Consider the following 26,102-nt stretch of genomic DNA (forward strand, 5'->3'; position numbering starts at 1 on the left):
TACATTCCCGCTGAATGATTTCAGTTAGCAGGAGTTAGCCTTGTCCGGTTTATTGACGCGCCTCGTTCCACGCCGCTTCCGCCCGGTTTCCATCGAGATTCCTGTCGTGCGACTGCATGGCGCCATCATGTCCGGCGGTTCTGCGTTCCGTCCGATGCTCTCATTGGCGTCGACTGCGACTGTTCTTGAAAAGGCGTTCACCGACAAGGAAGCGCCCGCCGTCGCCATTTCGCTCAACTCGCCCGGCGGGTCACCGGTTCAGTCCCGTCTGATCTATAGGCGTATTCGTGATCTTGCCGCCGAACATCAGAAGAAGGTTTTTATCTTCGTCGAAGATGTAGCCGCCTCGGGTGGCTATATGATCGCGCTGGCTGGTGATGAAATCATCGCCGACCCGTCATCCATCGTCGGTTCGATCGGCGTCGTGTCAGCGTCATTCGGTTTCCCCGAACTCCTGAAAAAGATCGGTGTTGAGCGCCGCGTCTATACGGCGGGTTCCAACAAGGTGACGCTTGACCCGTTCCAGCCGGAAAAGAAGGCCGATATCGAGCGGCTGAAATCACTGCAGCTCGAAATCCACGAAACCTTCATCGAAATGGTGAAGGAACGGCGCGGTACAAAGCTTGCCGAGGACAAGGACCTGTTTACCGGACTGTTCTGGACCGGCATCAAGGCGCAACAGCTTGGCCTGATTGACGGGCTGGGCGATATGCGCAGCTTCCTGCGCAAAACCTACGGCGACAAGATCAAGCTCAAGCTCGTGGAACAGAAACGCGGCCTTCTGGGGCGCAAGATGCCCGGCGTTGATATGGCGCTCGGTAATCTTGAACCGGCTTCCGTCGCCGCGCATCTCGGCGATGGGCTGCTTTCGATAGCCGAAGAAAAGGCACTTTGGGGCCGCTATGGCCTATAAAAATAAAGCGAAGGCGAAATTCAGCAGCGATTTTCGAACCAAAGCTTTGAATTCCTTCGTTTCACCATGATATGGTGTCTGAAAGTGGGGTGGGCCGCTTCCCGCCCCTTCATGAACATCCCGCATTTCGACTTTTGCGATCCGGCAATCCGAAATGCGACCCTTAAGGACTTGAGGCCATGCCCCAGCTCATTTTTCTGCTGCTGATCATCGCCGCCGCCTGGTACGGCTACCGCTCGTTCAAGCGTGAAGCCTCGCGCGTATCCCAGCGTGTGCGTCAGGCAGAAAAGGAAGCGCAGAACCGGGCTCACGGAACACTCGTGCAAGACCCTAAAACCGGCGAATATTACGTCAAGAAGGACTGACCTTTCCACCACGAACAATTGCCGGCGAAGCGGTGCGATCGCCATGTTTTCTCGCGTCCCGGTTCCCTAGCAGACATGACCCATTCTACGACAACCGAAACGCCCGCAAATGCCGGGTTCGCACATGTGGTGACGCGTCTTGCCCCAGCCAAGATCAATCTCGCGCTGCATGTGACGGGGCGTCGAGATGATGGCTACCATCTACTCGATATGCTGGTGGTCTTTGCGCGCTATGGCGACCTCATCCGTATCGAGCACTCCGAAAAGGACAGCTTCACTGTCAGCGGTCCTTTTGCAAAGGGCATACCGCTCGATGGCGGCAATCTGGTTCTCAAGGCGCGCGACGCCTTGCACGAGCATGCACAAAGGGCTTTGCCGCCCGTCGCCATTCATCTGGAGAAGAACCTGCCGATTGCGTCGGGCATAGGCGGCGGATCGAGCGATGCCGCAGCAACGCTGCTCGCACTTGATGCGTTGTGGGGGCTTGGTCTCGGTTTCGAGCAACTCGCCGCGATGGGGCTTACCCTTGGCGCCGATCTGCCCATGTGCCTGCATGGCGCATCGAAGGGCACACCATTAGCCGCACGTGGCATCGGTGAAAGCCTGACCCCGGTTGCGGGATTGCCAGCCGTGCCCATGCTCCTCGTCAATGATGGAACCGCTGTTGCAACGCCGGATGTCTTTCGCGCACTCGACAAACGCGACCATCCAGCGCTGAAATTCGCCTCCCATGCAGATATTGCCCCCCTTTGCGCCTATCTGGAGACGACCCGCAACGACCTTCTGCCTCCAGCCCTAAAACTTGCCCCCCAGATCGGTGACAAACTTGACCTGCTTCGCGCAAGCGGATCGCTTTATGCGCAGATGTCCGGTTCAGGTGCGACCTGTTATGCGATCTTTGAAGATATGGCTGCTGCAGAGCGCGCAGCAGCGCAACTTTCCGCCGAAAGACCCGACTGGTTCGTCATTTCGACCTATAGTGCCCCTTCTCCAAAATAATTTCTGAACGGCTCTCCCAACCAAAAGCCTGAAAATGCCCTATTGTTCACTTGGACAATACATTGGGACAGACTGTTCGCTCTTTTTGAGAAAACCGCCTTTTTCAGCTGCATCAGAACGACGAACAAACGCCGCTCCATCTTCCACGGAGATAGGAAAATGAAAAAGATTGTTGTTGCTGCCGCTGCCCTCGCTCTTAGCGCCGGTGCTGCTTTCGCTGAAAACCCGCATCTCGGCGAACCTGCCAATCTCTATGCGAACGACCGTACGCCGGTCGCAACGCAGAGCCAGAAGCTCTCGACTACGCGGCTCCTGCCTCGATAGAGGCTCCAGTCCATCAGGATGGTTCGGCTCATCGCGTTGGCGATACTTCGCCCTCCTCTCACCAGAACTAATCCGGTCGGCATGTATGCCGAAAAAGGCTAAGCTTCAGGTTTCACCTTTCTGTTTTGGTCAGTCTTCGTCGGGCGGCAGAATGGGGTGTTTGAGGCGGACAGACCGTAAATGTTGCGGAAGCTGATCAAACGCCACGCTGTCGAGCAATAGCGGCTTTACAAGGTCCAACCGGACTAGGAGCCCGGCATCAAGTGTCGCTTTGCGGCCAACGATTTTCCGAACCAAACCGAAACCGCCATCTTCCGGCAGTGAAAAGCGCGCGGCGGCGCCATCATTATCCATGTGACGGCGGAGGACTTCCTCCCACCCCTCCTGCGGAATAGCGCCCGGTTTCAGCAATAGTACCCACTGCGTTCGAATTTCATCGAGCGCAATCTCAATATCCGTTTCAGCATAAAAGGCGCAGCCTGCACCTAGTGCGACGAGAGCGGTTTCATCTGACGATCCCCGGTCGATAACGGTAACACGACGCAGCAGCCCCTCCACGACGGCAGGCACCAAAGCCGAAAGCGTGTGGGCTAGCGCTCTTTCAGAATTCAGGGTTTCAATGACGACAGACAACATGCGCGCTTCATATATCAAGAACGCGTGAACGGGAAGCTGCTGCTCGTATGTTCTTGCTTTGTTCTCAATCTTGGGATAGGAATAGATTCATCAAAACAGAGTCGCATGGCAGCACGGCACGCGCAACAGAACAGTTCTTAGCCCTGAAAGGGTGTGCTGTTTCCCGGTTTGCTTTCGCCGTGATTGCACAGGGAGACGAAGATGGAAGTGATCCAGCAGGCAGATATCATCAAACAGGCCGACCGGGCTGCCTTCGGTAACGGGCGCGCGGATCACGCCAACGCGATGATCGGTGAGGCAGGCCTGCGCATTGATCACGCCCGCAGGCGCGGACGCGGCGCGGGCATCAACCCTACCGGACGCTTCGAACCGACAACGCGGCATGATTTCGATGATGGTTGGACCACGCTTGAGGAACTACCGCCGTTCAAGACCGATGTGCAGATCGAAAAACCGCGCACGATCATCACCCGCAATGATTCACCTGACATCAATTTCGACCGCTCGATCAATCCATATCGCGGTTGCGAGCATGGCTGCATCTATTGCTTTGCCCGACCAACCCATAGCTATATGGGGCTTTCTGCTGGTCTCGACTTCGAATCCCGCCTGTTTGCGAAACCGGATGCCGCGCGCCTTCTGGAACGCGAGCTGGCCAAGCCCAGTTATCAGCCGAAAACCATCGCTATCGGCACCAACACTGATCCTTATCAGCCGGTCGAGAAGAAATGGCGTATCATGCGCGAAATTCTTGAAGTGCTGGAGGCTGCCAATCATCCGGTTGGCATCGTGACAAAATCTGCTCTGGTTGTCCGTGACATCGATATTTTGAGCCGCATGGCTGAGAAAGGGCTGGCCAAGGTCGCCTTGTCGGTCACGACGCTCGATGCTCATCTGTCCCGTACAATGGAACCACGCGCCTCTACGCCGACGCTGCGGCTTCAAGCCATCCGCAAACTGGCCGATGCGGGCATTCCTGCCTCCATCATGATGGGCCCGGTCATTCCGGGCATAAACGATCACGAGATCGAACGCATTCTGGACGCCTCTTATGCACAAGGTGCACGCGAGGCAGGCTATGTTTTGCTGCGCCTGCCGCTCGAAGTAGCACCGTTGTTCAAGGACTGGCTGCTGCGCAATTATCCAGATCGTTACCGTCACGTCATGTCGCTGGTGCGTTCTATGCGCGACGGCAAGGATTATGACGCCGAATGGGGCAAGCGCATGCGTGGCACAGGCCCCTACGCCTGGCAGATCGGACGCCGTTTCGAGATAACCGCGCGCAAGCTAGGCTTCAATGCACGTCGCCTTCAGTTGCGCACCGATTTGTTCGAGCCAGTCGAAAAGGGAGGCAAACAGCTTTCGCTATTTTAGTAGAAGCACACATAGAGGCTCCAAAAGGCGAACTTCACCTTGGACTGGTGTCGCCTTTCAAACTGAATACCCTATCAGTCGACAGCTCAACTCCCGTCTGACTTCGTGTCGGACGGAGGGCTACCTGCTTTCACGCCACCATCCTCGAGCAGGGCCCTTGCGGAGAATCGGAAGCAATGCGAGCATAGCCGCCAAATGAAATGCTCGGCTTCTGATTCTCCGCTCCTCTTTGATATCCCACTCGCGCCTGACTTTTCCGAAGAGAAAAGACTGCTTTCACGCGGACTGAAACACATCGTCGGTATAGATGAAGCCGGACGTGGCCCCTTGGCTGGTCCCGTGGTTGCCGCTGCGGTCGTTCTTGATATCGATGACCTTCCAGACGGCCTGGATGATTCCAAGCGTCTCACGGCTGCAAAACGGGCAGCGCTCTACGAGATCATTCTGGAAAAAGCTATCACCGTTTCGGTGGCAAGCCTCAGCGCGCGCAGCATTGACGGAAGCGATATCAGGAAAGCCGCGCTCGAAGCCATGCGTCGCGCATCTGTCGGCCTGACTTTGCAGCCATGCCATGCGCTGATCGACGGGCGCGATGTTCCGGCGGGGCTGCCCTGCCCTGGATCGGCTCTCGTCAAAGGCGATCAGCGCTCTATCTCGATCGCTGCTGCCTCCATCGTGGCCAAGGTGACGCGTGATTGTATGATGATTCGTGCTGGCGCGGCACATCCGCCCTATGGATTGGAAATCCATGCGGGCTACGCGACCGTGAAACATCGCGCTGCCATTGAAACGGCTGGCCCCGTTCCTGGTATCCACCGCTACACCTTCGCGCCCATCAAAGGCCGCTACAGCATTTAAACCCTAAACCGCAGCCAGCCTGGCGGCGAAGCCAAAAAGCAGTGCTGCAAAACCCCAGCGCTGGACAGACTGTATTGCCGGATAACGTTTGAACAGGTTTCCAAGCGACGAACCTGTAAAGGCGTAGATCGTGTCGAACAACAATCCCACAATCGTCATCACTGCCCCCAGCAACGCGAACTGGAGCGTAATGCTGCCATTCTCGGGGTGAACAAACTGCGGCAGCAATACTGAACAGAAAAGCAGCGCTTTCGGGTTGAGCAGATTGGTGAAAAGGCCTTTCCGGGCCGACGCCAGATAGGACCGCCGCTCACGCATGCCGCCAACTGCATCTACTGCAGGCAAGGGGTGGCGCAAAATGCCGATGGCAAGCCAGACAAGATAGCAAGCACCAATGATCCGGACGAACTGAAACGCAACAGGGAAGGCATGCAAAAGCGCAGCCAGACCAAGTGCGGCAAGTGCAACGTGACAAGCGCGTGCGATTGCGAGACCCGAGGCAGCCGCCAGCGCGTGCGCCCTCCCCTGTGCCGCACCAGTCTGGAGGAGCAGAAGCATGTCCGGACCCGGAATAAGAAATGCAGCAGCCAGTGCGCCTGCGTATAACCACATCTCGCTCATCGATATCGTCCACAAAAGAGGATGTCAGCCAGTCCACTATGTGAAGCAGCTGCGATGTCGAAACTATGCGGAGATGGATGCGCATGTCCTTGCGATTTATGGCATAATATTACGGCTTTGTGATATATTCTGCTAACTTAACAACTCTGATTGTCGGATCATGCCAAAATTGAAACTAGACACTATCGACCGCAAGATATTGACGGCACTCCAGGAAGATGCGCGGCTCTCCAATGTGCAACTGGCAGAAAAAATCGGCCTGTCGCCTTCCCCTTGCCTGCGGCGCGTCAAGATGCTCGAAAATGCAGGCGCTATTCAAGGCTATCACGCGGCGCTGGATCGAAACGCGGTCGGCCTTGGACTGACTGTATTTGTTGGTATCCGGGTGGAGCGTCATCACGAAGAAACCGCGACGGCGTTTCGCACCTCCGTGCAAAATCTGCCGGAGGTCTTATCATGCCATCTTGTGTCTGGAGAATCCGATTTCCTGTTGCAGGTCGTAGTGGCCGATCTGGCAGCCTATGAACGCTTTCTATCAGGCACGCTGTTACGGCTTCCCGGCGTAATCGATATTCGGAGCAACTTCGCCATCCAGACGGTCAAGTCACAAGGAGAGCTGCCTCTCGCACATCTGTCCGAGAGAGACCGGGACTAGCAAGGCTCCAATAAGCAGGCCAACCGAAAAACAAAAACGCCGCCCTTTCGAGGCGGCGTTTTCTAGAAAACTATATAGGCCGTTATTAGTTCAGGTTCGACTTGACCTGTGACAGAGCGTCCTTGAACAGGTTGCCTGCGACCTTCGTGTCGACCTTGTTGGCAACGATCTTACCGGCTGCAGCAACCGCCAGATCAACCGCCGAAGCGCGAACTGCGTTGATGGCATCGACTTCAGCCGTTGCGATCTTCTGCTCGGCAAGCTTGTTGCGGCGTGCAACATACTCTTCCGTCGCGCGCTTGGCGTCTTCGAGAAGTGCTTTGGCTTCACGCTCGGCGGCAGCAACGATGTCGCCTGCTTCCTTTTCGGCTTCCTTGCGTTTGCGATGATATTCGGCCAGTAGCTGCTGGGCTTCTTCGCGAAGCGTGCGGGCTTCTTCCAGTTCGTTCTTGATGCGGTCGGCCCGCTCATCGAGCGAACGACCAACCATGCCCGGAACCTTCAGGTAAGCCAGGATTGCCAGGAAGATAATGAGGCCAATCAGTGCCCAGAATGTAGCGTCCATTGTCCTCTCCTCAGGCGTTCGAAGCCTTGACGGCTGCTGTTACTGAAGCCTTGTCGGCCTTGGTGCCCAGAAGCTGCTCGACGATCTCTGCCGTGGTTTCCTCGGCAATGTTGCCAACATCGTTCATGGCCTTGGCCTTGATCGCGGCGATACGTTCTTCGGCTTCCTTGAGCTTGCCTTCCAGCGTAGCTTCGGCCGCAACGCGTTCTGCGTCGGCTTCGCCCTTGCCCTTTTCACGAGCAGCTTCGGCAATCGAAGCAGCCTTGGTGCGGGCCTGGGTCAGTTCCTGCTCGTAAGCAGCGATAGCGTTGTCGGCATCCTGCTTGAGGCGGGCTGCCTGCTCGAGATCCTGAGCGATACGGTCGCGACGGGTTTCGATCACGCCGCCGATGCGCGGCAGAACCACGCGCGACATGAACAGATAGAAAAGCCCGAAGGTGATCGCGAGCCAAAGGATCTGCGATGCATAGTGGGTGGAATCAAACGGCGGGAATACGCCGCTGCCGTGTCCGGCATCGTTGGCGACCCCGGTTTCGGTGTGCACAGCATCGGCTGCGCCGTGCTCACCAGCAGCAGGTGCCGGTTGCGATTCTGTGGCGGTTTGGGCAAACGCCGTGGACACGAACATCCAGATTTCCCCTTTAATCCAGCACGATCTGATCCAGATGGAGAAGAATCATGCCCTACTCAGACGTCATATGCAAAGGCCAGCCGCGCTGCATTTCAAGATACAGATCGCGGCCAGCCAGTTCCTTGCAACCGTTGATTAGACGGCGAAGAGGAGCAGAAGCGCGATGAGCAGCGAAAAGATGCCCAGAGCTTCCGTAACGGCGAAACCGAACACCAGACGGCCGAACTGGCTGTCAGCAGCGGACGGGTTGCGCAGAGCGCCGGAGAGGTATTGGCCAAAGATATTGCCGAGGCCGAGAGCCGTACCGGCCATACCGAAACAGGCGAGACCGGCGCCGATGTACTTTGCTGCTTCCGCTTCCATGTTAAGCTCCTTCTGGATTGAATATAAGCGCGGATTTCAGTTCTGGCGGTCGCCCGCCGGCTTGAACTCAGTGTCCCGGATGTACTGCGTCGTTGATGTACATGCAGGTGAGAACGGTAAACACGTAGGCCTGCAGGAAGGCTACGAGGAATTCGAGTGCGGTGATCGCGACTGTCATGATCAGCGGCAGAACAGCGCCGCCGATGCCGATCGGGCCAAGTGCAGCCAGCGAAACGACGAAGCCCGCAAAAACCTTCAGTGTGATGTGGCCAGCAAGCATGTTCGCAAAGAGACGAACCGAGAGGCTGATCGGACGCGACAGGAACGAGATGATTTCAATGGCGACAACCAGTGGCACAATGATGCCGGGAACTCCGCTCGGCACGAACAGCTTGAGGAAGCCCAATCCGTGCTTGAAGAAACCGTAGATAATGACCGTACCGATGACCAGAACGGCAAGCGCGAAGGTCACGATAATCTGGCTCGTAACCGTATAGAAATACGGGAAGAGACCGAGGAAGTTTGCGACCAGCACGAACATGAAGAGCGAGAAGACGAAGGGAAAGAACTTCATGCCCTTCGACCCTGCTGAATCCCGCAAACTGGTGGCCACGAATTCGTAGGCCATTTCTGACACCGACTGAAAACGGGTCGGGATCAGGCCGCGGCCCGAAGACGTCAGATAAAGGAAGCCCGAAGCGACCACGACGGTTGCGACCATGAAGGCCGAAACATTCGTGAACGAAAGGTCCACACCGCCTACATCGATGGGAATCCACCGGGAAACCTGGAACTGATGGATCGGATCGTTCGCCACCTTAACCTCGTCTGTCTTCCCTGCCCGAAGGCAATTTGGCCTGCCCGAAGGCGTTTCAGTCTCGGACCAGAGGGCCCGCTTGTTCACTTACACTTGAACGAACTTTACCGTGAAGCCCGTCAAGTCCTATTTCTTGTCGTTCTTTTCCGCGCTAGATTTAATGTTAGCCTGTTCGGCAACATATCCAGCGGAACGAAGCACGTTGAGGACGCCCGCACCGAAGCCCAGAAGGAGAAATACGATCAATCCCCAGGGCGATGTACCGGCGACACGATCAATGAACCAGCCAATCAGCGCACCGACCAGAACCCCTGCGATAAACTCGCTGGAAATCTTCATGGCCTGCGCGACCGAGCTTGCAGTCGCCGATCGCTCCTCCTCGGAAGCTGGCTGCTTGAGCACACCCTTCCTGGCCAGTTCGGCCTCCAGGCGGTTCAAACGCTGATCCAGCTCCCCGGAACCGGGTTCGTTCTTCGCATTCTTGATCGCACCGGATGGCTTTCCGGGTTCAGTCCCGCGCGCCATTGGCAGCTCCCTTTTTCAAGAAATACGAGGATTTCAATCCCATTTCCAAGTTGCGCGCAACATATTGACACGCCGCCCGCTAGTCAAGGCGGTGGAGGCATTGCTCCAAAAGGTTTTTTATCAAGCAATGTCAATTACTTAGATATTAGTGCGACTCATTTTCCGACCAAAGGATCAGATTGGCCACATTATTGGCTAAAAAAACGGAATCGATTTCGGATGATCATGCCGCTTCCAAGTCAGGAGGAAAGTCGGCCTTATGCGCCTGTTCGACCTTTTAGTCCGCTAACAAAAACGTGACTTGAAATCGGTCGATCCCGCTATTGCCGCTAGAGGAAGCGATCAGCTCCATCCCCCGCCGTAGGTGCGATAGAAAATGTGGAGACCGATCTTGGCGACCTTCTTCATGGTCGGAGCCCAGAACGGGCGAACATAGGTTGCATGATAATGGGTGGCCGAACCGACTTCCGGCAGCCATATCTGACCAGCGGAGACTGTCTTCGCCACCTGTTGCGCCATGCGCCACTGCGGCATTTCGGTCACACGGTGCTTCTGGCCGTCGCAGGCAAAGGAAAACTGGCAGGCATTGAGCCAGTCGCGATTCTGGTAGACCACACCGCAGATCGATCCGGGATAGGCCGGGTTGCGCACGCGGTTGAGGACGACTTGGGCGACGGCAACCTGTCCCTTCACGGTCTCACCGCGGGCTTCATAATAGACAGCTTCTGCGAGGCACTTCTGTTCGCCTTTGCTGAAAGCGGAAGGCGGCAGTGGCGTAGCCGCCCATTCGTGGTCTTTCTCACCGATCGGTGGCACGAAGCGACCTTCGTCCGGCTGAGGCTTCAAAATGCTTTCGAACGGCGATGTCTTGCCATAGTCCGGCGTCGCAGGCGCATAACCAAGGGCCAGTGCATCCGGCTGGTCATTGGTAATGAGCTTGGCAAGTTGGGTTGGCATTTCGGAGCGCGGCTTCGGCGGCTTGACCGCATGGAACGCCATGGTGATGGCAACTTCCTTGCCTTCCAGCTTGTTGGAAAAGGCCATTTTCGCGTCCGTCTTTTCCGGCGGACGCGTGATCATGCTGATCTTGTCAAACATGCTACCGGCAGTGAAGGCCTTGGCGGGCGCCTTGGGCTTCACCGAGACGAGACGGCCCGTCTTGTCGGAGCGATTGATACGGTTTTCATCCGGGTTCGGATCGTCAGGGCCGAGCTTAGCTGTCTTGCGTCCGCCTGAAAGTGCAACACGACCAATACCCGGCACTTCTATACCATTGGTCGCGATGCTGCCCGTCACCGTCGTTGCATCCACGAACGGCATTTCTGCCTGATGGACGGAGCCGACCGGCGCCTTGGCGACGAAGGCGGTCCAGCGATGTGACCCCAGATCCGCCGACGGCACAAGGCTTGCCATGTCCTGAAAGGCAATCGCATTGGAATTGAAGAGATATGTCATGGCCGCCAGAACCAGCGGCACCAGACGGTGCGGTTTATGAACTGTCTGACGTGGCTTTGCCCTTACGGCGTAATAGCGTCCCTCTTCCGGGCAATAGCCCGTGACAGGGTAATGCCACACCGGTTCAGCAACGGCCTTCCTTTGACCAAACAGCGCTCGTAAAGATACAAGACGCACCGCACACTCCACTTACACTGACTAAACTGACGCGGTGATAACGGAGTATTAACCTTGCCCAATGGGTGGAGGGCACGCTTGCAGCTTTGGCAAATACAGTCATTATCAGCAGCGCGTTAACCATGAACGAATATGGTTAATGCAGGGTTTAAGCTCATTCGGCTTGGCGAAGGCCGGATAGCTAGGCAAAGTGAGGTGTGACATGGATAAGGTCACGGGCGGATGCCTGTGCGGCAATGTCCGTTTTGAAGCAACGGGACGGCCATATCGGGTCGGCATCTGCCATTGCCTCGATTGTCGCAAGCATCATGGAGCGCTGTTTCACGCTTCGGCGATATTTCCTGAAGCTGCTGTTACAGTTGAAGGGGAAACCAGCAACTATGCGGGACGATTTTTCTGTCCCCATTGCGGGTCGCCTGTTTTCGGGTGCAGCGCAGATGAAATCGAAGTTAATCTCGGTTCACTCGACGCACCTGACCGGTTCAAGCCAACCTATGAACTCTGGACCACCCGCCGCGAAGCCTGGCTGCCGCCGTTCCCGGACATGAAGGGTTATGACGGTGACCGCGATAGGTCGAGCCGCTTTGAAGATTAAAGCACGTCCCGAAAAGTGTGAAACGCGATCACAGAGAAGTCAGTCCGCTGGACTGATTTCTGATCCTGCCTCGAACGGACAAAGATGCGTGGGAAAACAAATACAATAGAGCGCTCCAAACACTTCAATTTTATTTAACGATGAAATGCTATCGGTGCCATCTTTTCTTTAATGAAAACCGTTCTATTTGTGATGAAGACAGTATCGTCAAAGTTTTGGGGAGGAATTTTATGTGGGGTTTGAAAATCGGGGTTATCGGGGTGGCTTTCAGTTCTTTTGCAGTCATTGCCACAGCGCAGGCCGACGACTGCCAGAACGCCAGTTCGCAGTCCGCGCTCAATGAATGTTATGGCAATGCCTACAAGAAATCGGATGCTGAGTTGAACAAGATATTCAAGACCTTGCAGCGTCGCGCCGACAATGCGGACTTGAAGAAAAAGCTGGTTCAGTCGCAACGAACATGGATTGCCTTTCGCGACGCCGAATGCGACATGCAGACAATTGGCGGCGGCAGCATTTCCGGCATGGCCTATTCGATCTGCCTGTCCGACCTGACGGCAGAGCGCGTCAACGATCTCAAGAAGTATCTCAAATGCGGGGAAGGCGACAGCAACTGCCCCTTCCCCGCCGCCAGTAACTGATCAGTTCTATAATTATCAGTTCTGGCTCTCATAGGCGGCATCGAAGAATGCCTTTTCCAGTTCAACCGCTCGCCTGAAGAACTGCTGGCATTGTTCTGCCGCTGCCGGGCCGACCCGGTCGAGTTCCGAGCGCAGGAAACCGACAAATTCCACGAAGTATGGATTGTCGTGCAACACGATCCATTCCGCGAAAATAAAATCGTCGGGCAGAGGCTTTGGCGCTTTTTCAGCCCAGTCGAGATAAAGCCATTCGGCAACGGTCAGCACCGACAGGCAGATCGAATAGGAGCCGGATCGCGCAGCCTCCAGCATCAGGTCCTTGAATGCAGCGGTCGGCGCTGTATCGGGCGCATCGAAACGCTCGGCTTCAGCGACTGCGAGTTTCGCAAAGGCGCGTTCGAAATAGGAGTTCTCATCGCTGCTGATCATACCGATGAAACGGCCCAATGTCAGCTTGGCTTCCATCCTGTCGCAATTGACGAGCGTTCCGCCCAGCAGTGAAAGAAAGCAGTCGATAAACCGATGGTCCTGCACCAGATAGCGCGTCATGACATCAGGCGCGACCGTGCCCGTATAGATTTCGCTCACGAGGCGATGGCCAACGGCGTGCGACCAGAACGGTTCGGCACCCTGACGAAGATTATCACTAAAACGACTGGCTTTGGTATCACTTGGCATGGAACGACCGACTCCTTGCTATTTTCACGGTCGAACCTTATCGGCGCCACCCAGTATCGGCAATGAACATGTCAAAATCTCCTATGCATCGCCTGCAGATTGGTTATGCTGCTGAAATGAAATGGATATTTTTCTGAGGGGAATGATGAACACACGCTTTTCGTCTGCCCGTGCGGCACTTCTGCTTGCTGTTGCGATGGCTCTCCCGACAGGGAACGCCTTTGCCAAATCTGCCTGCGATGGCGTGACGACAACGCTGACCATCCAGCAGAAATCCGACTACAGGTCTCTCATCGCGCAAAGTCTCGGCAAGAAAGTCAAACCGGCTTCCATTAGCATTGAGAGCTTCATGCAATATGGCAACTGGTCCGTCGTCTATGCGGATGTTCCGGTGGCTGATCCTGGCTATTTCTTTTTCGACCATTCCAGCAAGCAGCCGAAACTGAAGGACGTCTGGGGCGGGATGGCTGAAAGAAGCGAGATACCCGATCTGATCAAATGGGCGAGAAAGCTCGGTGCCAACAAGCAAATTGCCGCCTGCTTTGCCGATACGGCAACCGCTCCTTAAGTTGAAGCGATGACTTCACAGGCTATTGTCGACTTGTGACGGCCCCAATCATCTGTGAAAAGCGGGCGATAACGATCTGTTCGAAGCGAGCCCCATGATCAAGAAAACCCTCTTCGCCATAGTGCTCATCACTATTGCATTATTCGGCTATACGAAAGTCTTGGCCAGGATAAGCTTGGCCAAGCCTCCGCTTGCCGCACCGTCTGAACAACAAGCCGACACGATCAGGGTTGAAAAGGCCAACCGACAGATGACCCTGTTGCGCGAAGGCAAGACAATCGGCACTTATCGTATATCGCTCGGGAGCAATGGAGATGGTGGTCACAAACAGCGCGAAGGCGATGAAAAGACTCCAGAAGGCCGTTATATTATAGACTGGCGCAATCCGCGTTCAATGGCTCATCTGAGCCTGCACATTTCCTATCCCAACGAAAACGACAAACAGGCGGCCGCTGCAGCCGGTCATGCGCCGGGCGGCAATATCATGATACATGGCCTGCCGAATGGCTGGGGCTGGCTGGCATCCGCACATCGGCTTTGGGACTGGACCGATGGCTGTATTGCTGTCACCGACGCAGAAATGCGCGATATATGGGCAAAAGTACCGAACGGAACGCCGATTGAAATTCTGCCCTGACGGCCTGTCGCCGATCGCTAACCATCCGGACTGCCTCTAGCTCTTCACAGACCAGCGTTCGATATCTGCGCTTTGTCCGATCAATGCGAGACCGTTGGCGATGGAATCGAACTGGTTCGAGCTGGTCACCACGGCATCGGGGAAGCGGTTTTCAAACACGGTGCGGATGACCGGCACGAAAGACGTGCCGCCAGTGAGGAAAACACGGTCGATACACGACGTTTCCAGCTCCGCTTTATCCACCGCCTGCTGCACCGACTGTTCGATCTGGCGCACATCGTCCGCGATCCAGTTTTCGAAATCGTTTCGAGTGATATCGGAACGGATTTCGAAGCCGTCGGCCTTGAAGTGCAATTCCGACATACGCTGCGAGGAAAGGCGCACCTTCAGGTCCGAAACGGCACGATAGATTTCATAGCCGTAATCGTTCTCGATCAGATTGATGAAATGTTCGAGTGGCTTAGGATCGACCGCTTGCCGGGCCAGTTCATCCAGATCGCGAATGGTCGCCGGAGAGTTCATCAGAAACAGCGTGTTCCAGCGCGCAAAATTTGCATAATAATGGTTCGGGATGGTCAGCCTTTTGCCGAATGACTGGTATTCAGTGCCCTTTCCAAGCAGCGGCGAAACGGCATTGTCGATGATGCGATAGTCGAACGTATCGCCTGCAATGCCAAGACCCGTCTGGCTGAGCGGCGTGAAGCTGAGGCCATTCTTGCCCACCTCGAAGCGCACGATGGAAAAGTCACTCGTACCGCCGCCAAAGTCGGCCACCAGAACAGTGGATGCAGCTTTCAGTTCCTGTGCATAGAAATAAGCTGCAGCAACCGGCTCATAGACGTAGTGAATATCGGTGAAACCGAACGTCCGGAATGCCTTTTCATAGCGCTGCATGGCCAGCGCTTCATCCGGTGAAGCGCCCGCAAAGATCACAGGCCTGCCGATGACCACGCGATTGCCTTTTGGCGGCAGCCGGTCGCCCAGCCGCGCGGCGACCGTTTGGAGGAAAGTTGTCAGAATATCCTCGAACTTAAACCGCTTGCCGAAAACCGGTGTATCGGTGAAGGATTTCGATGCTGCGAATGTCTTGAACGATTGCAGCATACGCGTCGAATGCGGCGCGTTGACGAATGCGTCCATCGCCCAAGGTCCGCTTTCAACGGTGCGCTCGCCGGTTTCGCGATCCTGCCAGAAGCAGAGGATCGAGCGATAGCCGGTAATCTCGAGGCCATCCTTCGGCACACTCAGAACTACGGTGGTTCCATCGAGTGCCGCCACAGACAGAACGGTGTTGGTGGTGCCGAAGTCGATGCCCAATGTCACGCCGTTAAAACGGCTCTGGTCAGCCTTCGTCATCATCACACCTTTCTTGGAGAAAACCGGAGAGCGGGCGAATTAGCAGTCACGGGGGCCAAGCTCAACCCGAAAGTGCCGATTTAAACACTTGTTGCGATCACTATCTCGATCGCGCGGTCCAAATGAGAAAATTTTCAGGTCGCGCAAATGTTAATGCGTGTTTTTAAAGTTTACATGACCTCTTTCTTCCGCCTGTTAGGTTTCTGCGCCGCAACTGGAGTGGTTCGTCTTCACTCACATCCCCTGAACTGCTCCGCTTATTTGTTTTCACCGCCTTCACGTAACGCCAGATATTTTCCGTCTGGCTTCGCTATGCCCAAGGTTATCCAACAAATGAAAGCGATACACATGGCGTTTCTCTCACGTACGGTTCTTGCCACTATCTTGCTGTCGGCCAGTGCTCTTCCCCATACGGCCAGTGCTCAGGAGGCTGCCGGCCAGCCCATAGCAACCGGCTATCACAGCAGCGGTCAGGCCACCGCAGAGGTGAGCGGCGTCGTGGCAGATGGCGACAAGCTGACCGTCAAGGTCCGCTTCATCAATGCCAAGGAAAACGGGAGCGTTTCGACGACGCTTTACAGCTCTCTGTCGGACGAGGACTACGAGAATGACTACTATCTTCTCGCAGGCGACAAGAAATATCTTCTGCTGAAAGACTCCGAAGGCAAGCCGCTTACTCCGGCATCGGTTTCCCTGTTCGGCACCGGCCATGTCGTCGGCGTCTGGCATGGCGTCTTTCCCGCTCCACCGAAAGGCCAAAAAGTGACGCTTTATATCAAGGGGGTCGAGCCGCTCGGACCGTTCGCCGTTCCCGCCGAATAGGGGGCTGGCCATGACCAATCAGATCAAAGGCTGCATCGCTTTCGGGCTTGCCGTGCTCTGCCTGCCGTCCATTGCGGCAGCACAGAATACAAGCACCGACAACAGCGCTTATATTCGCGACCTTGTGCCTGAAATCCGCGATCTGGTTTCAGCATCGGGCAGCACCGATGGCAAGGCACGTGGCCTGTCCGGTGCAGCACAGGAGATTGTCGAGAAGAGCGGCAACATCACTATGCGGGAAACCGATGACAGCATCGTCCTTTCCGTGACGAGCGATATTCTGTTCGATTTCGACAGCGCCAACCTGACCGGCAAAGCCAAGGCAACGCTGACCGATATTGCCGTAATATTGGAAAGCATGCCGGATTCAGCCGTACGTGTGGTGGGCCATACGGATTCCAAAGGGTCCGACAGCTACAACGATAAACTGTCAAAAAACCGTGCCGATGCGGTCATCAAGTTTCTTGTAAGCAATAGTGTTCCATCGGCACGGCTGAAGCCGGAAGGACGTGGCGAAAGCGAACCTGTCGCGCCCAACGAAATCAAGGGCAAAGACAATCCGGACGGGCGGGCGCAGAACCGGCGTGTCGAATTTGTACTGCCGAAGGCGTGATGCTGTCTCATCACTTCAAAAAGGAAAGCCCTGATTGCTCAGGGCTTTTTCTCTGTCTGGCGTTTATTTCTTTTTCTTCGCGCGGCCTGCGAACGGATTATCCGAGGTGCGTAATGAAAGCCGGATCGGCACGCCCGGCATATCGAAAGTTTCACGCAGACCGTTGATGAGATAGCGCACGTAGGATTGCGGCATAGCGTCCGGACGCGAGCAGGACACGACGAACCCCGGCGGACGGGTCTTCACCTGTGTCATATACTTCACCTTCAGGCGACGGCCAGAAACTGCCGGTGGCGGCTGGTGCGCTATGACGCCAGCCAGCCAGCGATTGAGACGTCCAGTCGAAACACGACGGTTCCAGATTTCGTGGGTCTTGACGACATTCTCCATGAGCTTGTCGATACCTTGGCCGCGCTCGCCGGAAATCGGCACGGCGCGAAGCCCACGCACCTGAGGCAGCAGGCGGGCCGTCTTTTCGTAAAGATCGGCCAGAACCATCTGGCGGTCCTCAATCAGATCCCATTTGTTGAATGCGATGATCGGTGCCCGACCTTCACGGATGATGAGATCGGCAATCTGCAGGTCCTGCTTTTCAAACGGGATCGTCGCATCAAGCACAATAATGACGACTTCCGCAAAACGGATCGCACGCAGGCCATCGGCAACCGACAGTTTCTCAAGCTTTTCCTGCACCCGCGACTTGCGGCGCAAACCGGCCGTGTCGAACAGCTTGATCTTGCGGCCACGCCATTCCCAGTCCACCGAGATCGAGTCACGTGTGATGCCTGCTTCCGGCCCGGTCAGCAGACGGTCTTCACCCAGCATCGTATTGATAAGCGTCGACTTGCCAGCGTTGGGTCGGCCGACAATGGCGATCCGCAGCGGTTTGGTCGCATCATAGGCCAGGATTTCTTCTTCATCCGGGTCTTCGATGTCGTCGCCGATCAGTTCACCGACAGCCTTCGGCGCGAAAACCTCGTCGGCGACATCCTCTTCCTTCTCGTCGGCGAAGACGCGATCTTCGCCCAAAAGCTCGACAATGGCGTCACGCAGGTCGGGCATGCCCTGACCGTGTTCGGCTGAGATCGGGCAAGGTTCGCCAAGGCCAAGCTGGAAAGCGTCATACATACCTGACTGCGCGCCGCGCGCTTCCGCTTTGTTGGCGACCAGCACGACCGGCTTGCCGGAACGGCGTACAACTTCAGCAAAGGTGCTGTCAGTCGGTGTCAGGCCGTTCTTGGCGTCAACGACGAACAAGATCACATCGGCTTCCTGAATGGCAGCCTCGGTCTGGGCACGCATGCGCGCTTCCAGGCTGTCATTGGCAGCCTCTTCGAGACCTGCCGTGTCGATGACCTGAAACTTCAGATCGTAGAGCTTGGCATCGTGGATGCGCCGGTCGCGTGTGACGCCCGGCAGGTCATCAACCAGCGCCAGCTTGCGGCCGACGAGGCGATTGAACAGCGTGGACTTGCCGACATTGGGACGCCCGACGATGGCGACTGTGAAACCCATGGGAGAAGATGACTCCAGAAACCAGAGCGGTTCCGCTTTCAACCGAAACGTGGAGCCGCTCTATCGATTTATTTCTTCGCGCATCTTATCCGAAAACCGCTTCGCACTTTTCGGGATGCGCTTGTTTTATTATGTGCTTTGCGCGTCAGGCACGTTGACGCCTGCGCTGCGCATCAGATCGAGCATCGTATTGGAACGCTGGCGGATATTGGCCGGAGCCAGGCTGTCATTGGCAATCTGCTGGAACAGTTTGACCGCATCATCGAAACGTTCAGCCTTCCAGGCAGCCAGACCCAACGCTTCCCGTGCACTTGAACGCATCGGATTGCCATCTGCGGAAAGCGTCTCGACACGCTTGGCGACGTCGTCGTAGGAACCGTTGTCGACCAACAGATAGCCGGCGCGAAGGCGAGCGACATCGCGGAGTGGTACAGGCACGGCGTTATCAGCAGCAACATCGTCGAACGCCTTCACGGCACCGGCGGCATCGCCCTTGTCCGCGATAACCGATGCGGCGCGAAGACGCGCCAGCACTGGATAGGAGCCGTAGCCGGTCTTTTCCAGATCGTCGAGCGTGGTCAGCGCTTCGTCGTTCTTGCCTTCCGAGGCCAGATCCAGTGCGACAAGAAACTTGTCACCAGAGGCGGAAGCCTTGCTGTCGACCCAGTGCTGATAGCCGACCCAGCCAGCTGTTCCCAGAACAATGGCCACAGCGCCACCGATCAACAGCGGACCGAAATTCCGCCAGATCTGCTTTGCCCGTTCCGAACGGATTTCCTCGTTTACCTCGCGAATGAAACTGTCGTCTGCCATGGACCTGCCACTAAAGCCAAATTGAGATGCGTACATATTTGTACTTGTTCATTCTGGCGCTTTTAGTCGCATTTCGCGCCATATGTAAGACCCGTCAGCGAAATAAGCCGAAACACCTGTCACAAAGTGCATTTCGGTCCGACAATAGCCTTATTCAAGAACTAGCGACGGAATTTCTGGAACTATTCCTCTTTCCCCTCGTTTCGTGGTCCATGCGCATCCTATCCCCCCGCCCTGTTCTTTTGTCCGCCTTCGTTCTGGCTACCTGTACCGCACAGGCGGAGCCGGTAGCCACAAAACCACAGTATGTGCTGATTTCCTTCGATGGCGCACATGACAACACGCTGTGGACCCGCTCACGTGAACTGGCGAAGAAAAACAACGCCCGCTTCACCTATTTCCTTTCATGCGTTTTCCTGATGACCAGGCAGGACCGGCGCGATTACAAGCCGCCCCATAAGCGGGCCGGTTCGTCCAATGTCGGTTTTGCGCTAAGCCGCGACGAAGTTGTTGCCCGCCTTGGCAATATTTGGCAGGCGCATCTGGAAGGAAACGAGATCGCCAGCCATGGCTGCGGCCACTTTGACGGTACCGATTGGTCGACCGCCGACTGGGACAAGGAAATCAAGGAATTCCGGCGCATTACCGCTGACGCCTACAAGAATAATGGCATCAGTGGTGAGCCGGAAGGCTGGCGCAATCTAGCAGTTAAGGGCATCAACGGGTTCCGCGCGCCCTATCTCGCCGCATCAAAGCCGGTACAGGACGCGCTCAAGGCAAATGGATTTCGTTATCAGGCATCGTCCATCACACGCGGCCCCGAGGAGCCGACCCTTGCCGGTCAGTTTGTTTCGTTCGGATTACCGCTTGTCCCGGAGGGCCCGTCGCAGCGTCCTATTGTGGCGATGGACTATAATCTCTATGTCCGCCACTCGAAGGGCAAGGAAGCGCCACTGCAATCGGCAGTTTTCGAGGAGCGGGCCTATAAGGCTTTCCGGGCGGCATTCGACAAGCAATATACAGGCGAGCGCATTCCGCTCCAGCTCGGCTTCCATTTCGTACTGATGAATGACGGCGCCTATTGGCGCGCCGTGGAACGGCTCGTGACAGACGTCTGCACCAAGACCGACGTCAAATGCACAACCTATAGTGATTATCTGGACAGTCTCGACAAGGACACTGTCCATGCAAACCAGAACAGGTCGTAGCCGTCCCCTTAAGCCGAAGGCGTTGCATCCAGATTGGCACTGTCCAGCAAGGGTAGAGGCTCATCGCGAATGACCGCCTCAAAGGCCCTCAAGCGCTTGTAGATCGACAGCAACTCGATGATCGTCGTCCATGAATTGACAAGATATTGAAACGAACCCTGCACCTGCGAAAAGACATTCGTGATCTGGTTCATCAGGCCGAGCGTCAGCTTGCCAGCCACAATCGACGGAACAAGGATCAGGGTCGGAAAGATATTGTCAGCCTGAATATAGAAAATCCGGGCGACGTTGAAATAGACATAGTGGAAATAGAGCCGGAAATAATTATGCCGGACATTGCGGAACAGCTCGCCCAATGTCACCGGCTGGGCACGATCCGCATGGTCCTCACCATAGACCAGTTCCTTGCGGTAAGCCGCTTCGACGCGCTGATTGTTGAATTCCAGCCCCGGTAGCTTGATACCGACCAGCGCCAGAAATCCGGTACCGAAAGCAGCCCAGAAGATTGCCGCCACGACCAAGGCATGCGGCACCATGCCAACCACTGGCAGCTCACTGACCTTTTCCGAAAAACTGAACAGGACCGGCAGAAAGGCGATCAGCGTCATCACCGATTTGACAAGGCTGACGCCGAGCTGTTCCAGTGTCGTTGAAAAGCGCATCGTGTCTTCCTGCACGCGCTGGGCCGCACCTTCGATGGAACGCAGTTTCGGCCAATGGCTGACATAGTATTCATTCATCGCCGAACGCCAGCGGAAGATATAATGGCTGACGAAAAACAGGCTCAGAACACCGACAGTCACACCGATAAAGGCGATCTCGGCAAATGTGACCATGCCCCAGTAAAAGTCGGAGGCGCTGACGGCTCCGGGCGATGTAAGTGCCTTTTGAACCAGATCGTAGAACGGCCCATACCAGGCATTGACCGCAACACTGACCTGAACGCCGAAATAAGTGGTGAACAAGATCAAGGCCGATCCGAGAATGGACCAGCGCTGCCAGCGATGTGGTGAAAACCATGCCCAGAACAGGTAGAAAGCGAACGTCACCACCGCGAAATAGATATAGAACCAGAGAAAAGGCGCCGACCAGAACAGGCTTGCGCCGATTATCGGCGTGGCGGCGTGTGCCAGCGGCTGCAGACCGAATACGGCGCCTAGCCTTTCTCCTCCCTCGTACCAGCCAAGTATCGCCAACAAGGTCCAGACGAACGCGGACCAGAAGAACAATTTGGGGCGGGGAAAGAACGACACAAACACTGAATTTCAGTCCAACTTCATGAAGAATTTCCTCATATGAAGCCTGTCTGCGTGCCTTTACCAGTTAAATTCCTGTAAGGTTTCAGCCCTGTGATCTTGTCATGCGGCCGGCCATGATGCCAAGCACAGCGACTACCATCAGCGAAAGCGCTGCGGCCAGACTTGCCGAAGTAAACGAACCGGAACGCTGCGCCATGAGGCCCGCAACCAGCGGGCCGACGATCTGGCCAATGCTGAAGCAGACTGTCATCCGCGCCAGAGCGCGTTTTGGCGAAGCCGGTGCGAGTGTGCGGGCGATCTGCAATCCGAACGCCGTCAACGCCATGAAAGTGATGCCCAGAAGCGCGCCACCCACCAAGGGGCCCAGCGGCGGCGCCAGAACCACGCTCGCGGCAACGCCGACAGCCTCCAGAATGGCTGTCAGGGCAAATGCATTGAAGAGGCCAAATTTCCTGGCAGCCGGTGCCCACAGCCAGATCGAGGGCGCAGCCGTCAGGCCCGTCACAACCCACACAGCCGCTTCCATCAGCGGACCGCCATCGGTCGCGCGCACGATTGCAATCAGGAACGTTGCCGTGATCACATAGCCAAAGCCGAAAATGCCATAGGCCAGCGCCAGCGCGTTGAAGGCAAAGCTCTTGGGGAGCGGCGGTTCACCTGAGCCACTTTTTCCACCAACCGGCCCTTCCCTGACGAAAGCCGCAACCAGAACAACCATAACGAGGGTCAGAACTGCAGCACCGATCCAGTCGGCGCGCCAGTCAAGTCCGGCAAAACGGATCAGCGCCACAAGAATCGCAGAGAGTGCGATGCCGCTGCCGACACCGCCGAAATGCAAGGCTCCAAGCCCAGCCCTTTCCGCCGCAGTGACATGGCTCAACACGATTGCGGTGCAAAGGATCATCGTCACCGCGCTGATGAAACCAGCTGCAAAACGGATGATGGAGAACAGCCAGACACCATCGAAGAGTGCCATGGCAGCGCATAGCAATCCGCTGATGATCAGGCCTGCAATCACGCTTTTCCGCTCGATGCCCGCGGACCAGCCAAAACCGGCAACGACTGCTCCCAGCAAATAGCCGATATAATTTGCGGAAGCGATGAAACCCGCATCGGCAGCCGTGAAGCCGATATCGGCCATCATTCCCGGCAGGATCGGTGTATAGATGAAACGCCCGATCCCCATGGCTGCGGCCATGGCCAGAAAACCGCCGAAGGCATAACGGACGGCAGTGCGATGTTGTGAAGATACAGGCTTGGTGATTTCCAGGGAGGTCATTGGCGGGAAAATAAACCTCAATCATCCAAGGACAATTGAATTTTTCTGATCGGATCGATCACGGGGATTGAGGCTGCAACCACACAGTTGGATTTGAACTCTGTCGAAGCAGGCCTACAATAGATTGAATACACTCTCTTGATGGAGGATCAGGATGAATAGATCGGGACTATCCGTTTGTCTGTTGGCCGCCGTTACGATTACCGCCACGGGTGCCGTTCAGGCGCAAGAACTGAAGACGATGGACGACGTCGGAAGCGCGCTGAACGCCTGCTGGTCTCCGCCTTCAGGCAGCAAAAATTCTGCTGTTACCCTCAGCTTCAGCTTCAAGCGTGATGGAAGCCTGATAGGACCTCCCCGCGCCAGCGCGATCAACGTGCAGGGTGATGACAAGGTGAAAAAGACGTTCGTGAATGCTGCAATTGAGGCGGTTGAAAAATGCACACCGTTGAAACTTGCGCCATCACTGGCAGAGGGTATCGGCGGAAATGTCTTCACCATGCAGTTTCACTCGCCTGATTAATCAAGGCGTCCAGTAAGGCCTTGCGAATCACATAAGTGTGTGCTTATGTGATTGCATGATTGAGAACGACATATTCAGAGCACTTGCCGACCCGACGCGCAGGATGATTTTCGAGAAGCTGGCATCGGGCAGCATGAATGCCAGTGCGCTGCGGGAAGGCATGGAAATCAGCCAGCCCGCCATGTCACAGCATCTGGCCGTGTTGCGCGGTGCTGGACTGGTGCGTGAGGAACGCGAGGGGCGCTTCGTCAATTACGAAGTCGATCCGAACGGACTGACGCTCATCGCCAACTGGCTTGCAAAATATCGCGCCTACTGGCCGGAACGTATCGACGCTCTCAAAACCTTGCTGAAGGATATGGACCAATGACCGACCGGCGGGAAGAACCACGCGAAAAGGGCATTGAGCTTGAATATGAGCTGGATGCCGCGCCGCAGAAAGTGTGGCGCGCGATCAGCATTCCAGAATTCCGCAAAAACTGGCTTCCATCCGAGGCATTGGCCGATCCGGAGCCTGCATCCTGCAAGCCCGGTGAGGAGATCAGTTACCGGATGCGGGAAAGCGAACCGCCCTTTCTGGAAAGCGTGGTCACGTTCCGCATTGTACCGGGCATTTCCGGCGGTACCTATCTACGCGTCATCCATGAATTGAACGACGCACAACTGAAGCGCACCGCGGCAGTTGCCGCCAACAGCAACCGGACGCCGATGATGCGGGCAGCCTAGAGCAGTTCCAGTTAAAACAGAGCCGTTAGACCCGCCCTATCTCTTTGTTTTTACGCATTATCCTACGCAAAACGGCTTCGCACTTTTGCTGAAAATGCTCTAACACCCCAAAACTCTGGTAGAGAGGAATTCGCCGATGCGCGAAACGATGCAACTCGTCCCTATGGTCGTCGAACAGTCGAGCCGTGGCGAAAGATCGTTCGATATCTATTCGCGCCTGCTGCGCGAACGGATCATCTTTCTTAACGGCGAAGTGAACGACACTGTGTCCACACTGATCTGCGCACAATTGCTTTTTCTGGAAGCGGAAAACTCCAAACAGCCGATCAATCTCTATATTAACTCGCCGGGCGGCGTTGTGACCAGTGGCCTCGCGATCTACGATACGATGCGCTATGTCCGTGCGCCTGTGCACACGCTTTGCATGGGGACAGCCCGCTCGATGGGCTCCTTCCTGTTGATGGCAGGTGAACCCGGTCACCGCGCCGCTCTTCCCAACGCAAACCTGCTTGTTCACCAGCCCTCCGGTGGCTTTCAGGGACAGGCATCGGACATTTTCATCCATGCCGAGGAAGCGCAGCGAACCAAGCGGCTGATGACCCGTCTTTATGCCGAACATTGCGGGCGCACCTATGAAGAGGTGGAGCGCGCCCTCGACCGCGATAATTTCATGACCGCGGAAGCGGGTCTAGAATGGGGTTTGATCGATCGCATTCTGGAACAGCGTGAAGTTTCAGCGGTGTGAGAACGGCAGGACATTCTACCTTCAGCCATTATTGTATATGTCCACCAAGGACAGTATCAACGAATAATGAACGGAAATCACTTAACAATACCGGAAGAAGCGACAAAGGCTCTGACCGTTTTGCGGGATTGTCTGGGGCAATCGTTGCAGGCCGTGTATCTGCACGGCTCTGCCGTAAATGGCGGACTTCGCCCCAATAGCGATGTCGATCTGCTGGTGGTCAGCAACCAGCCTCTCACGCTGGAAACCAGTGCGCGTCTCGTCGACAAGCTCATGCAGATATCAGGTCGCTATCCGGTCAGACCCGGAACACCCAGATGTCTGGAAGTGATGATCTTTCTGCAGAAGGATCTCGCCGCACTCAGCTATCCTGCGCGTTGCGCGTTCATTTATGGAGAATGGTTGCGCGACGAATTCGAGGCGGAAACCGTGCCGCAACCGCATCCAGATCCCGAATACACATTGGTGCTCGCGCAAGCCGGTCAGGAAGCGGTAAGTCTCATCGGCCCCGCACGGGAACATTTTCTACCAGCAATACCGCGTGAAGATGTGCGCAAGGCGATTACCGATGCGTTGCCCGATCTGATCGACAACCTTCAGGGTGACGAGCGCAATGTGCTGCTGACGCTTGCGCGCATGTGGTACACACTCGAAACTGGAAAATTTACCCCGAAAGATGCGGCTGCCGAATGGGCGCTGCCGCTGGTTTCGTGCGAAACCGCCTCTGCCCTTGCGCTTGGGCAGGCTGCCTATCGCGGGGTTGCCTTCGACGACTGGCGGAACCGCCCCAAGCTGGCACGACAAGCGGCGGATGAGCTGGCGCATCATGTGCAGTCGCTTCTCTGA

General features: G+C 56.0%; 32 protein-coding genes and 1 pseudogene. 19 read left to right on the forward strand and 14 right to left on the reverse strand.

The genetic code is table 11. The features are described 5' to 3' along the window. Positions 1-40 precede the first annotated feature (40 nt). The 4 genes and pseudogenes from AAE521_RS05205 to AAE521_RS05220 all read left to right on the forward strand — a co-directional run bounded on the left by AAE521_RS05205 (position 41) and on the right by AAE521_RS05220 (position 2,672). Complete coding sequence (locus tag AAE521_RS05205) at positions 41-913, forward strand: S49 family peptidase (protein ID WP_071633349.1); 873 nt, start codon at positions 41-43, stop codon at positions 911-913. 179 nt (positions 914-1,092) lie between these two features. Further along, a complete protein-coding gene (locus tag AAE521_RS05210) occupies positions 1,093-1,278 on the forward strand; it encodes a membrane protein (RefSeq protein ID WP_006466164.1) in 186 nt (61 codons plus the stop codon). 75 nt (positions 1,279-1,353) lie between these two features. Further along, positions 1,354-2,277: a 4-(cytidine 5'-diphospho)-2-C-methyl-D-erythritol kinase gene (locus AAE521_RS05215; protein WP_071633646.1), complete on the forward strand. Its 924-nt coding sequence runs from the start codon at positions 1,354-1,356 to the stop codon at positions 2,275-2,277. A gap of 159 nt (positions 2,278-2,436) precedes the next feature. Continuing rightward, positions 2,437-2,672 (forward strand): annotated as a pseudogene (locus AAE521_RS05220) (hypothetical protein). Positions 2,673-2,730: 58 nt separating this feature from the next. On the opposite strand, the gene AAE521_RS05225 reads toward AAE521_RS05220, so the two are convergent. After that, the gene (locus tag AAE521_RS05225) at positions 2,731-3,237 is read right to left on the reverse strand and encodes a glycosyl transferase (RefSeq protein ID WP_071633645.1); all 507 of its coding nucleotides are present in this window, start codon (positions 3,235-3,237) and stop codon (positions 2,731-2,733) included. 201 nt (positions 3,238-3,438) lie between these two features. On the opposite strand from AAE521_RS05225, the gene AAE521_RS05230 reads away from it, so the two are divergent. Then, entirely contained in the window at positions 3,439-4,611 is a 1,173-nt protein-coding gene (locus AAE521_RS05230) for a PA0069 family radical SAM protein (protein WP_342060666.1), read from the forward strand. A gap of 195 nt (positions 4,612-4,806) precedes the next feature. Then, positions 4,807-5,469 (forward strand): ribonuclease HII, encoded by a 663-nt coding sequence (locus AAE521_RS05235; protein WP_071633643.1) that lies wholly within the window; start codon positions 4,807-4,809, stop codon positions 5,467-5,469. Positions 5,470-5,472: 3 nt separating this feature from the next. On the opposite strand, the gene AAE521_RS05240 is transcribed toward AAE521_RS05235, so the two are convergent. After that, the gene (locus tag AAE521_RS05240; protein ID WP_071633642.1) at positions 5,473-6,090 is read right to left on the reverse strand and encodes a LysE family translocator; all 618 of its coding nucleotides are present in this window, start codon (positions 6,088-6,090) and stop codon (positions 5,473-5,475) included. 160 nt (positions 6,091-6,250) lie between these two features. Between AAE521_RS05240 and AAE521_RS05245 the strand changes: the two genes are divergently transcribed. Beyond that, positions 6,251-6,745, forward strand: coding sequence for an Lrp/AsnC family transcriptional regulator (locus tag AAE521_RS05245; protein WP_071633641.1), 495 nt, complete (start codon positions 6,251-6,253; stop codon positions 6,743-6,745). An 85-nt stretch (positions 6,746-6,830) separates the two neighbouring features. Here AAE521_RS05245 and AAE521_RS05250 read toward each other — a convergent pair whose 3' ends face one another. The 6 genes from AAE521_RS05250 to AAE521_RS05275 form a co-directional block, all read right to left on the reverse strand. After that, positions 6,831-7,310, reverse strand: a complete 480-nt coding sequence (locus AAE521_RS05250) for a F0F1 ATP synthase subunit B (RefSeq protein ID WP_071633640.1) — start codon at positions 7,308-7,310, stop codon at positions 6,831-6,833. Between the two features lie 10 nt (positions 7,311-7,320). Beyond that, positions 7,321-7,938 carry a F0F1 ATP synthase subunit B gene (locus AAE521_RS05255; protein ID WP_071633639.1) on the reverse strand — a complete coding sequence of 206 codons (618 nt, stop codon included), beginning with the start codon at positions 7,936-7,938 and terminating at the stop codon, positions 7,321-7,323. A gap of 138 nt (positions 7,939-8,076) precedes the next feature. After that, the gene (locus AAE521_RS05260; RefSeq protein ID WP_002963544.1) at positions 8,077-8,304 is read right to left on the reverse strand and encodes a F0F1 ATP synthase subunit C; all 228 of its coding nucleotides are present in this window, start codon (positions 8,302-8,304) and stop codon (positions 8,077-8,079) included. 67 nt (positions 8,305-8,371) lie between these two features. After that, positions 8,372-9,121, reverse strand: coding sequence for a F0F1 ATP synthase subunit A (locus AAE521_RS05265; protein ID WP_071633638.1), 750 nt, complete (start codon positions 9,119-9,121; stop codon positions 8,372-8,374). Positions 9,122-9,247: 126 nt separating this feature from the next. Next, the gene (locus tag AAE521_RS05270) at positions 9,248-9,646 is read right to left on the reverse strand and encodes an AtpZ/AtpI family protein (RefSeq protein ID WP_071633637.1); all 399 of its coding nucleotides are present in this window, start codon (positions 9,644-9,646) and stop codon (positions 9,248-9,250) included. Between the two features lie 342 nt (positions 9,647-9,988). Beyond that, positions 9,989-11,278, reverse strand: a complete 1,290-nt coding sequence (locus AAE521_RS05275) for a cell wall hydrolase (RefSeq protein WP_342060667.1) — start codon at positions 11,276-11,278, stop codon at positions 9,989-9,991. Between the two features lie 202 nt (positions 11,279-11,480). Between AAE521_RS05275 and AAE521_RS05280 the strand changes: the two genes are divergently transcribed. Next, positions 11,481-11,873, forward strand: a complete 393-nt coding sequence (locus AAE521_RS05280; RefSeq protein WP_342060668.1) for a GFA family protein — start codon at positions 11,481-11,483, stop codon at positions 11,871-11,873. 230 nt (positions 11,874-12,103) lie between these two features. After that, positions 12,104-12,514 (forward strand): lysozyme inhibitor LprI family protein, encoded by a 411-nt coding sequence (locus tag AAE521_RS05285; protein WP_342060669.1) that lies wholly within the window; start codon positions 12,104-12,106, stop codon positions 12,512-12,514. Between the two features lie 15 nt (positions 12,515-12,529). Here AAE521_RS05285 and AAE521_RS05290 read toward each other — a convergent pair whose 3' ends face one another. After that, a complete protein-coding gene (locus AAE521_RS05290) occupies positions 12,530-13,192 on the reverse strand; it encodes a TenA family protein (RefSeq protein ID WP_342060670.1) in 663 nt (220 codons plus the stop codon). A 121-nt stretch (positions 13,193-13,313) separates the two neighbouring features. Between AAE521_RS05290 and AAE521_RS05295 the strand changes: the two genes are divergently transcribed. Continuing rightward, the gene (locus AAE521_RS05295; RefSeq protein ID WP_374864423.1) at positions 13,314-13,760 is read left to right on the forward strand and encodes a hypothetical protein; all 447 of its coding nucleotides are present in this window, start codon (positions 13,314-13,316) and stop codon (positions 13,758-13,760) included. 94 nt (positions 13,761-13,854) lie between these two features. Further along, a complete protein-coding gene (locus AAE521_RS05300) occupies positions 13,855-14,397 on the forward strand; it encodes a L,D-transpeptidase family protein (protein WP_071633633.1) in 543 nt (180 codons plus the stop codon). A 36-nt stretch (positions 14,398-14,433) separates the two neighbouring features. Here AAE521_RS05300 and AAE521_RS05305 read toward each other — a convergent pair whose 3' ends face one another. Continuing rightward, positions 14,434-15,753, reverse strand: coding sequence for an Hsp70 family protein (locus tag AAE521_RS05305; protein WP_071633649.1), 1,320 nt, complete (start codon positions 15,751-15,753; stop codon positions 14,434-14,436). A gap of 333 nt (positions 15,754-16,086) precedes the next feature. Between AAE521_RS05305 and AAE521_RS05310 the strand changes: the two genes are divergently transcribed. Further along, complete coding sequence (locus AAE521_RS05310) at positions 16,087-16,575, forward strand: hypothetical protein (protein WP_084094383.1); 489 nt, start codon at positions 16,087-16,089, stop codon at positions 16,573-16,575. Between the two features lie 10 nt (positions 16,576-16,585). Beyond that, positions 16,586-17,188, forward strand: a complete 603-nt coding sequence (locus AAE521_RS05315) for an OmpA family protein (RefSeq protein WP_342060671.1) — start codon at positions 16,586-16,588, stop codon at positions 17,186-17,188. A 63-nt stretch (positions 17,189-17,251) separates the two neighbouring features. Here the strand turns inward: AAE521_RS05315 and der are convergent, their stop codons facing one another. Next, a complete protein-coding gene (gene der / locus AAE521_RS05320) occupies positions 17,252-18,703 on the reverse strand; it encodes a ribosome biogenesis GTPase Der (protein WP_342060672.1) in 1,452 nt (483 codons plus the stop codon). A 129-nt stretch (positions 18,704-18,832) separates the two neighbouring features. Next, positions 18,833-19,516 (reverse strand): tetratricopeptide repeat protein, encoded by a 684-nt coding sequence (locus AAE521_RS05325; RefSeq protein ID WP_342060673.1) that lies wholly within the window; start codon positions 19,514-19,516, stop codon positions 18,833-18,835. Positions 19,517-19,728: 212 nt separating this feature from the next. Between AAE521_RS05325 and AAE521_RS05330 the strand changes: the two genes are divergently transcribed. Continuing rightward, positions 19,729-20,724, forward strand: a complete 996-nt coding sequence (locus tag AAE521_RS05330) for a polysaccharide deacetylase family protein (protein ID WP_342060674.1) — start codon at positions 19,729-19,731, stop codon at positions 20,722-20,724. 8 nt (positions 20,725-20,732) lie between these two features. On the opposite strand, the gene sbmA is transcribed toward AAE521_RS05330, so the two are convergent. Continuing rightward, positions 20,733-21,983 (reverse strand): peptide antibiotic transporter SbmA, encoded by a 1,251-nt coding sequence (gene sbmA, locus AAE521_RS05335; RefSeq protein WP_342060675.1) that lies wholly within the window; start codon positions 21,981-21,983, stop codon positions 20,733-20,735. 82 nt (positions 21,984-22,065) lie between these two features. Continuing rightward, positions 22,066-23,262: a YbfB/YjiJ family MFS transporter gene (locus tag AAE521_RS05340; RefSeq protein WP_143132836.1), complete on the reverse strand. Its 1,197-nt coding sequence runs from the start codon at positions 23,260-23,262 to the stop codon at positions 22,066-22,068. A gap of 154 nt (positions 23,263-23,416) precedes the next feature. Between AAE521_RS05340 and AAE521_RS05345 the strand changes: the two genes are divergently transcribed. The 5 genes from AAE521_RS05345 (at position 23,417) to ant(9)-Ic (ending at position 26,102) form a co-directional block, all read left to right on the forward strand. Then, the gene (locus AAE521_RS05345) at positions 23,417-23,785 is read left to right on the forward strand and encodes a hypothetical protein (RefSeq protein WP_071633626.1); all 369 of its coding nucleotides are present in this window, start codon (positions 23,417-23,419) and stop codon (positions 23,783-23,785) included. 37 nt (positions 23,786-23,822) lie between these two features. Beyond that, positions 23,823-24,155, forward strand: a complete 333-nt coding sequence (locus tag AAE521_RS05350; RefSeq protein WP_206044341.1) for an ArsR/SmtB family transcription factor — start codon at positions 23,823-23,825, stop codon at positions 24,153-24,155. Continuing rightward, positions 24,152-24,511, forward strand: coding sequence for an SRPBCC family protein (locus tag AAE521_RS05355; protein WP_342060676.1), 360 nt, complete (start codon positions 24,152-24,154; stop codon positions 24,509-24,511). Before AAE521_RS05350 ends, AAE521_RS05355 begins: the two co-directional genes overlap by 4 nt. Before the next feature lie 136 nt (positions 24,512-24,647). Beyond that, entirely contained in the window at positions 24,648-25,256 is a 609-nt protein-coding gene (locus AAE521_RS05360; RefSeq protein ID WP_071633623.1) for an ATP-dependent Clp protease proteolytic subunit, read from the forward strand. Between the two features lie 66 nt (positions 25,257-25,322). Further along, entirely contained in the window at positions 25,323-26,102 is a 780-nt protein-coding gene (gene ant(9)-Ic, locus AAE521_RS05365) for an aminoglycoside nucleotidyltransferase ANT(9)-Ic (RefSeq protein WP_342060677.1), read from the forward strand.

This window comes from Brucella cytisi (assembly GCF_038433355.1).
Classification (GTDB): Bacteria; Pseudomonadota; Alphaproteobacteria; order Rhizobiales; family Rhizobiaceae; genus Brucella; species Brucella cytisi.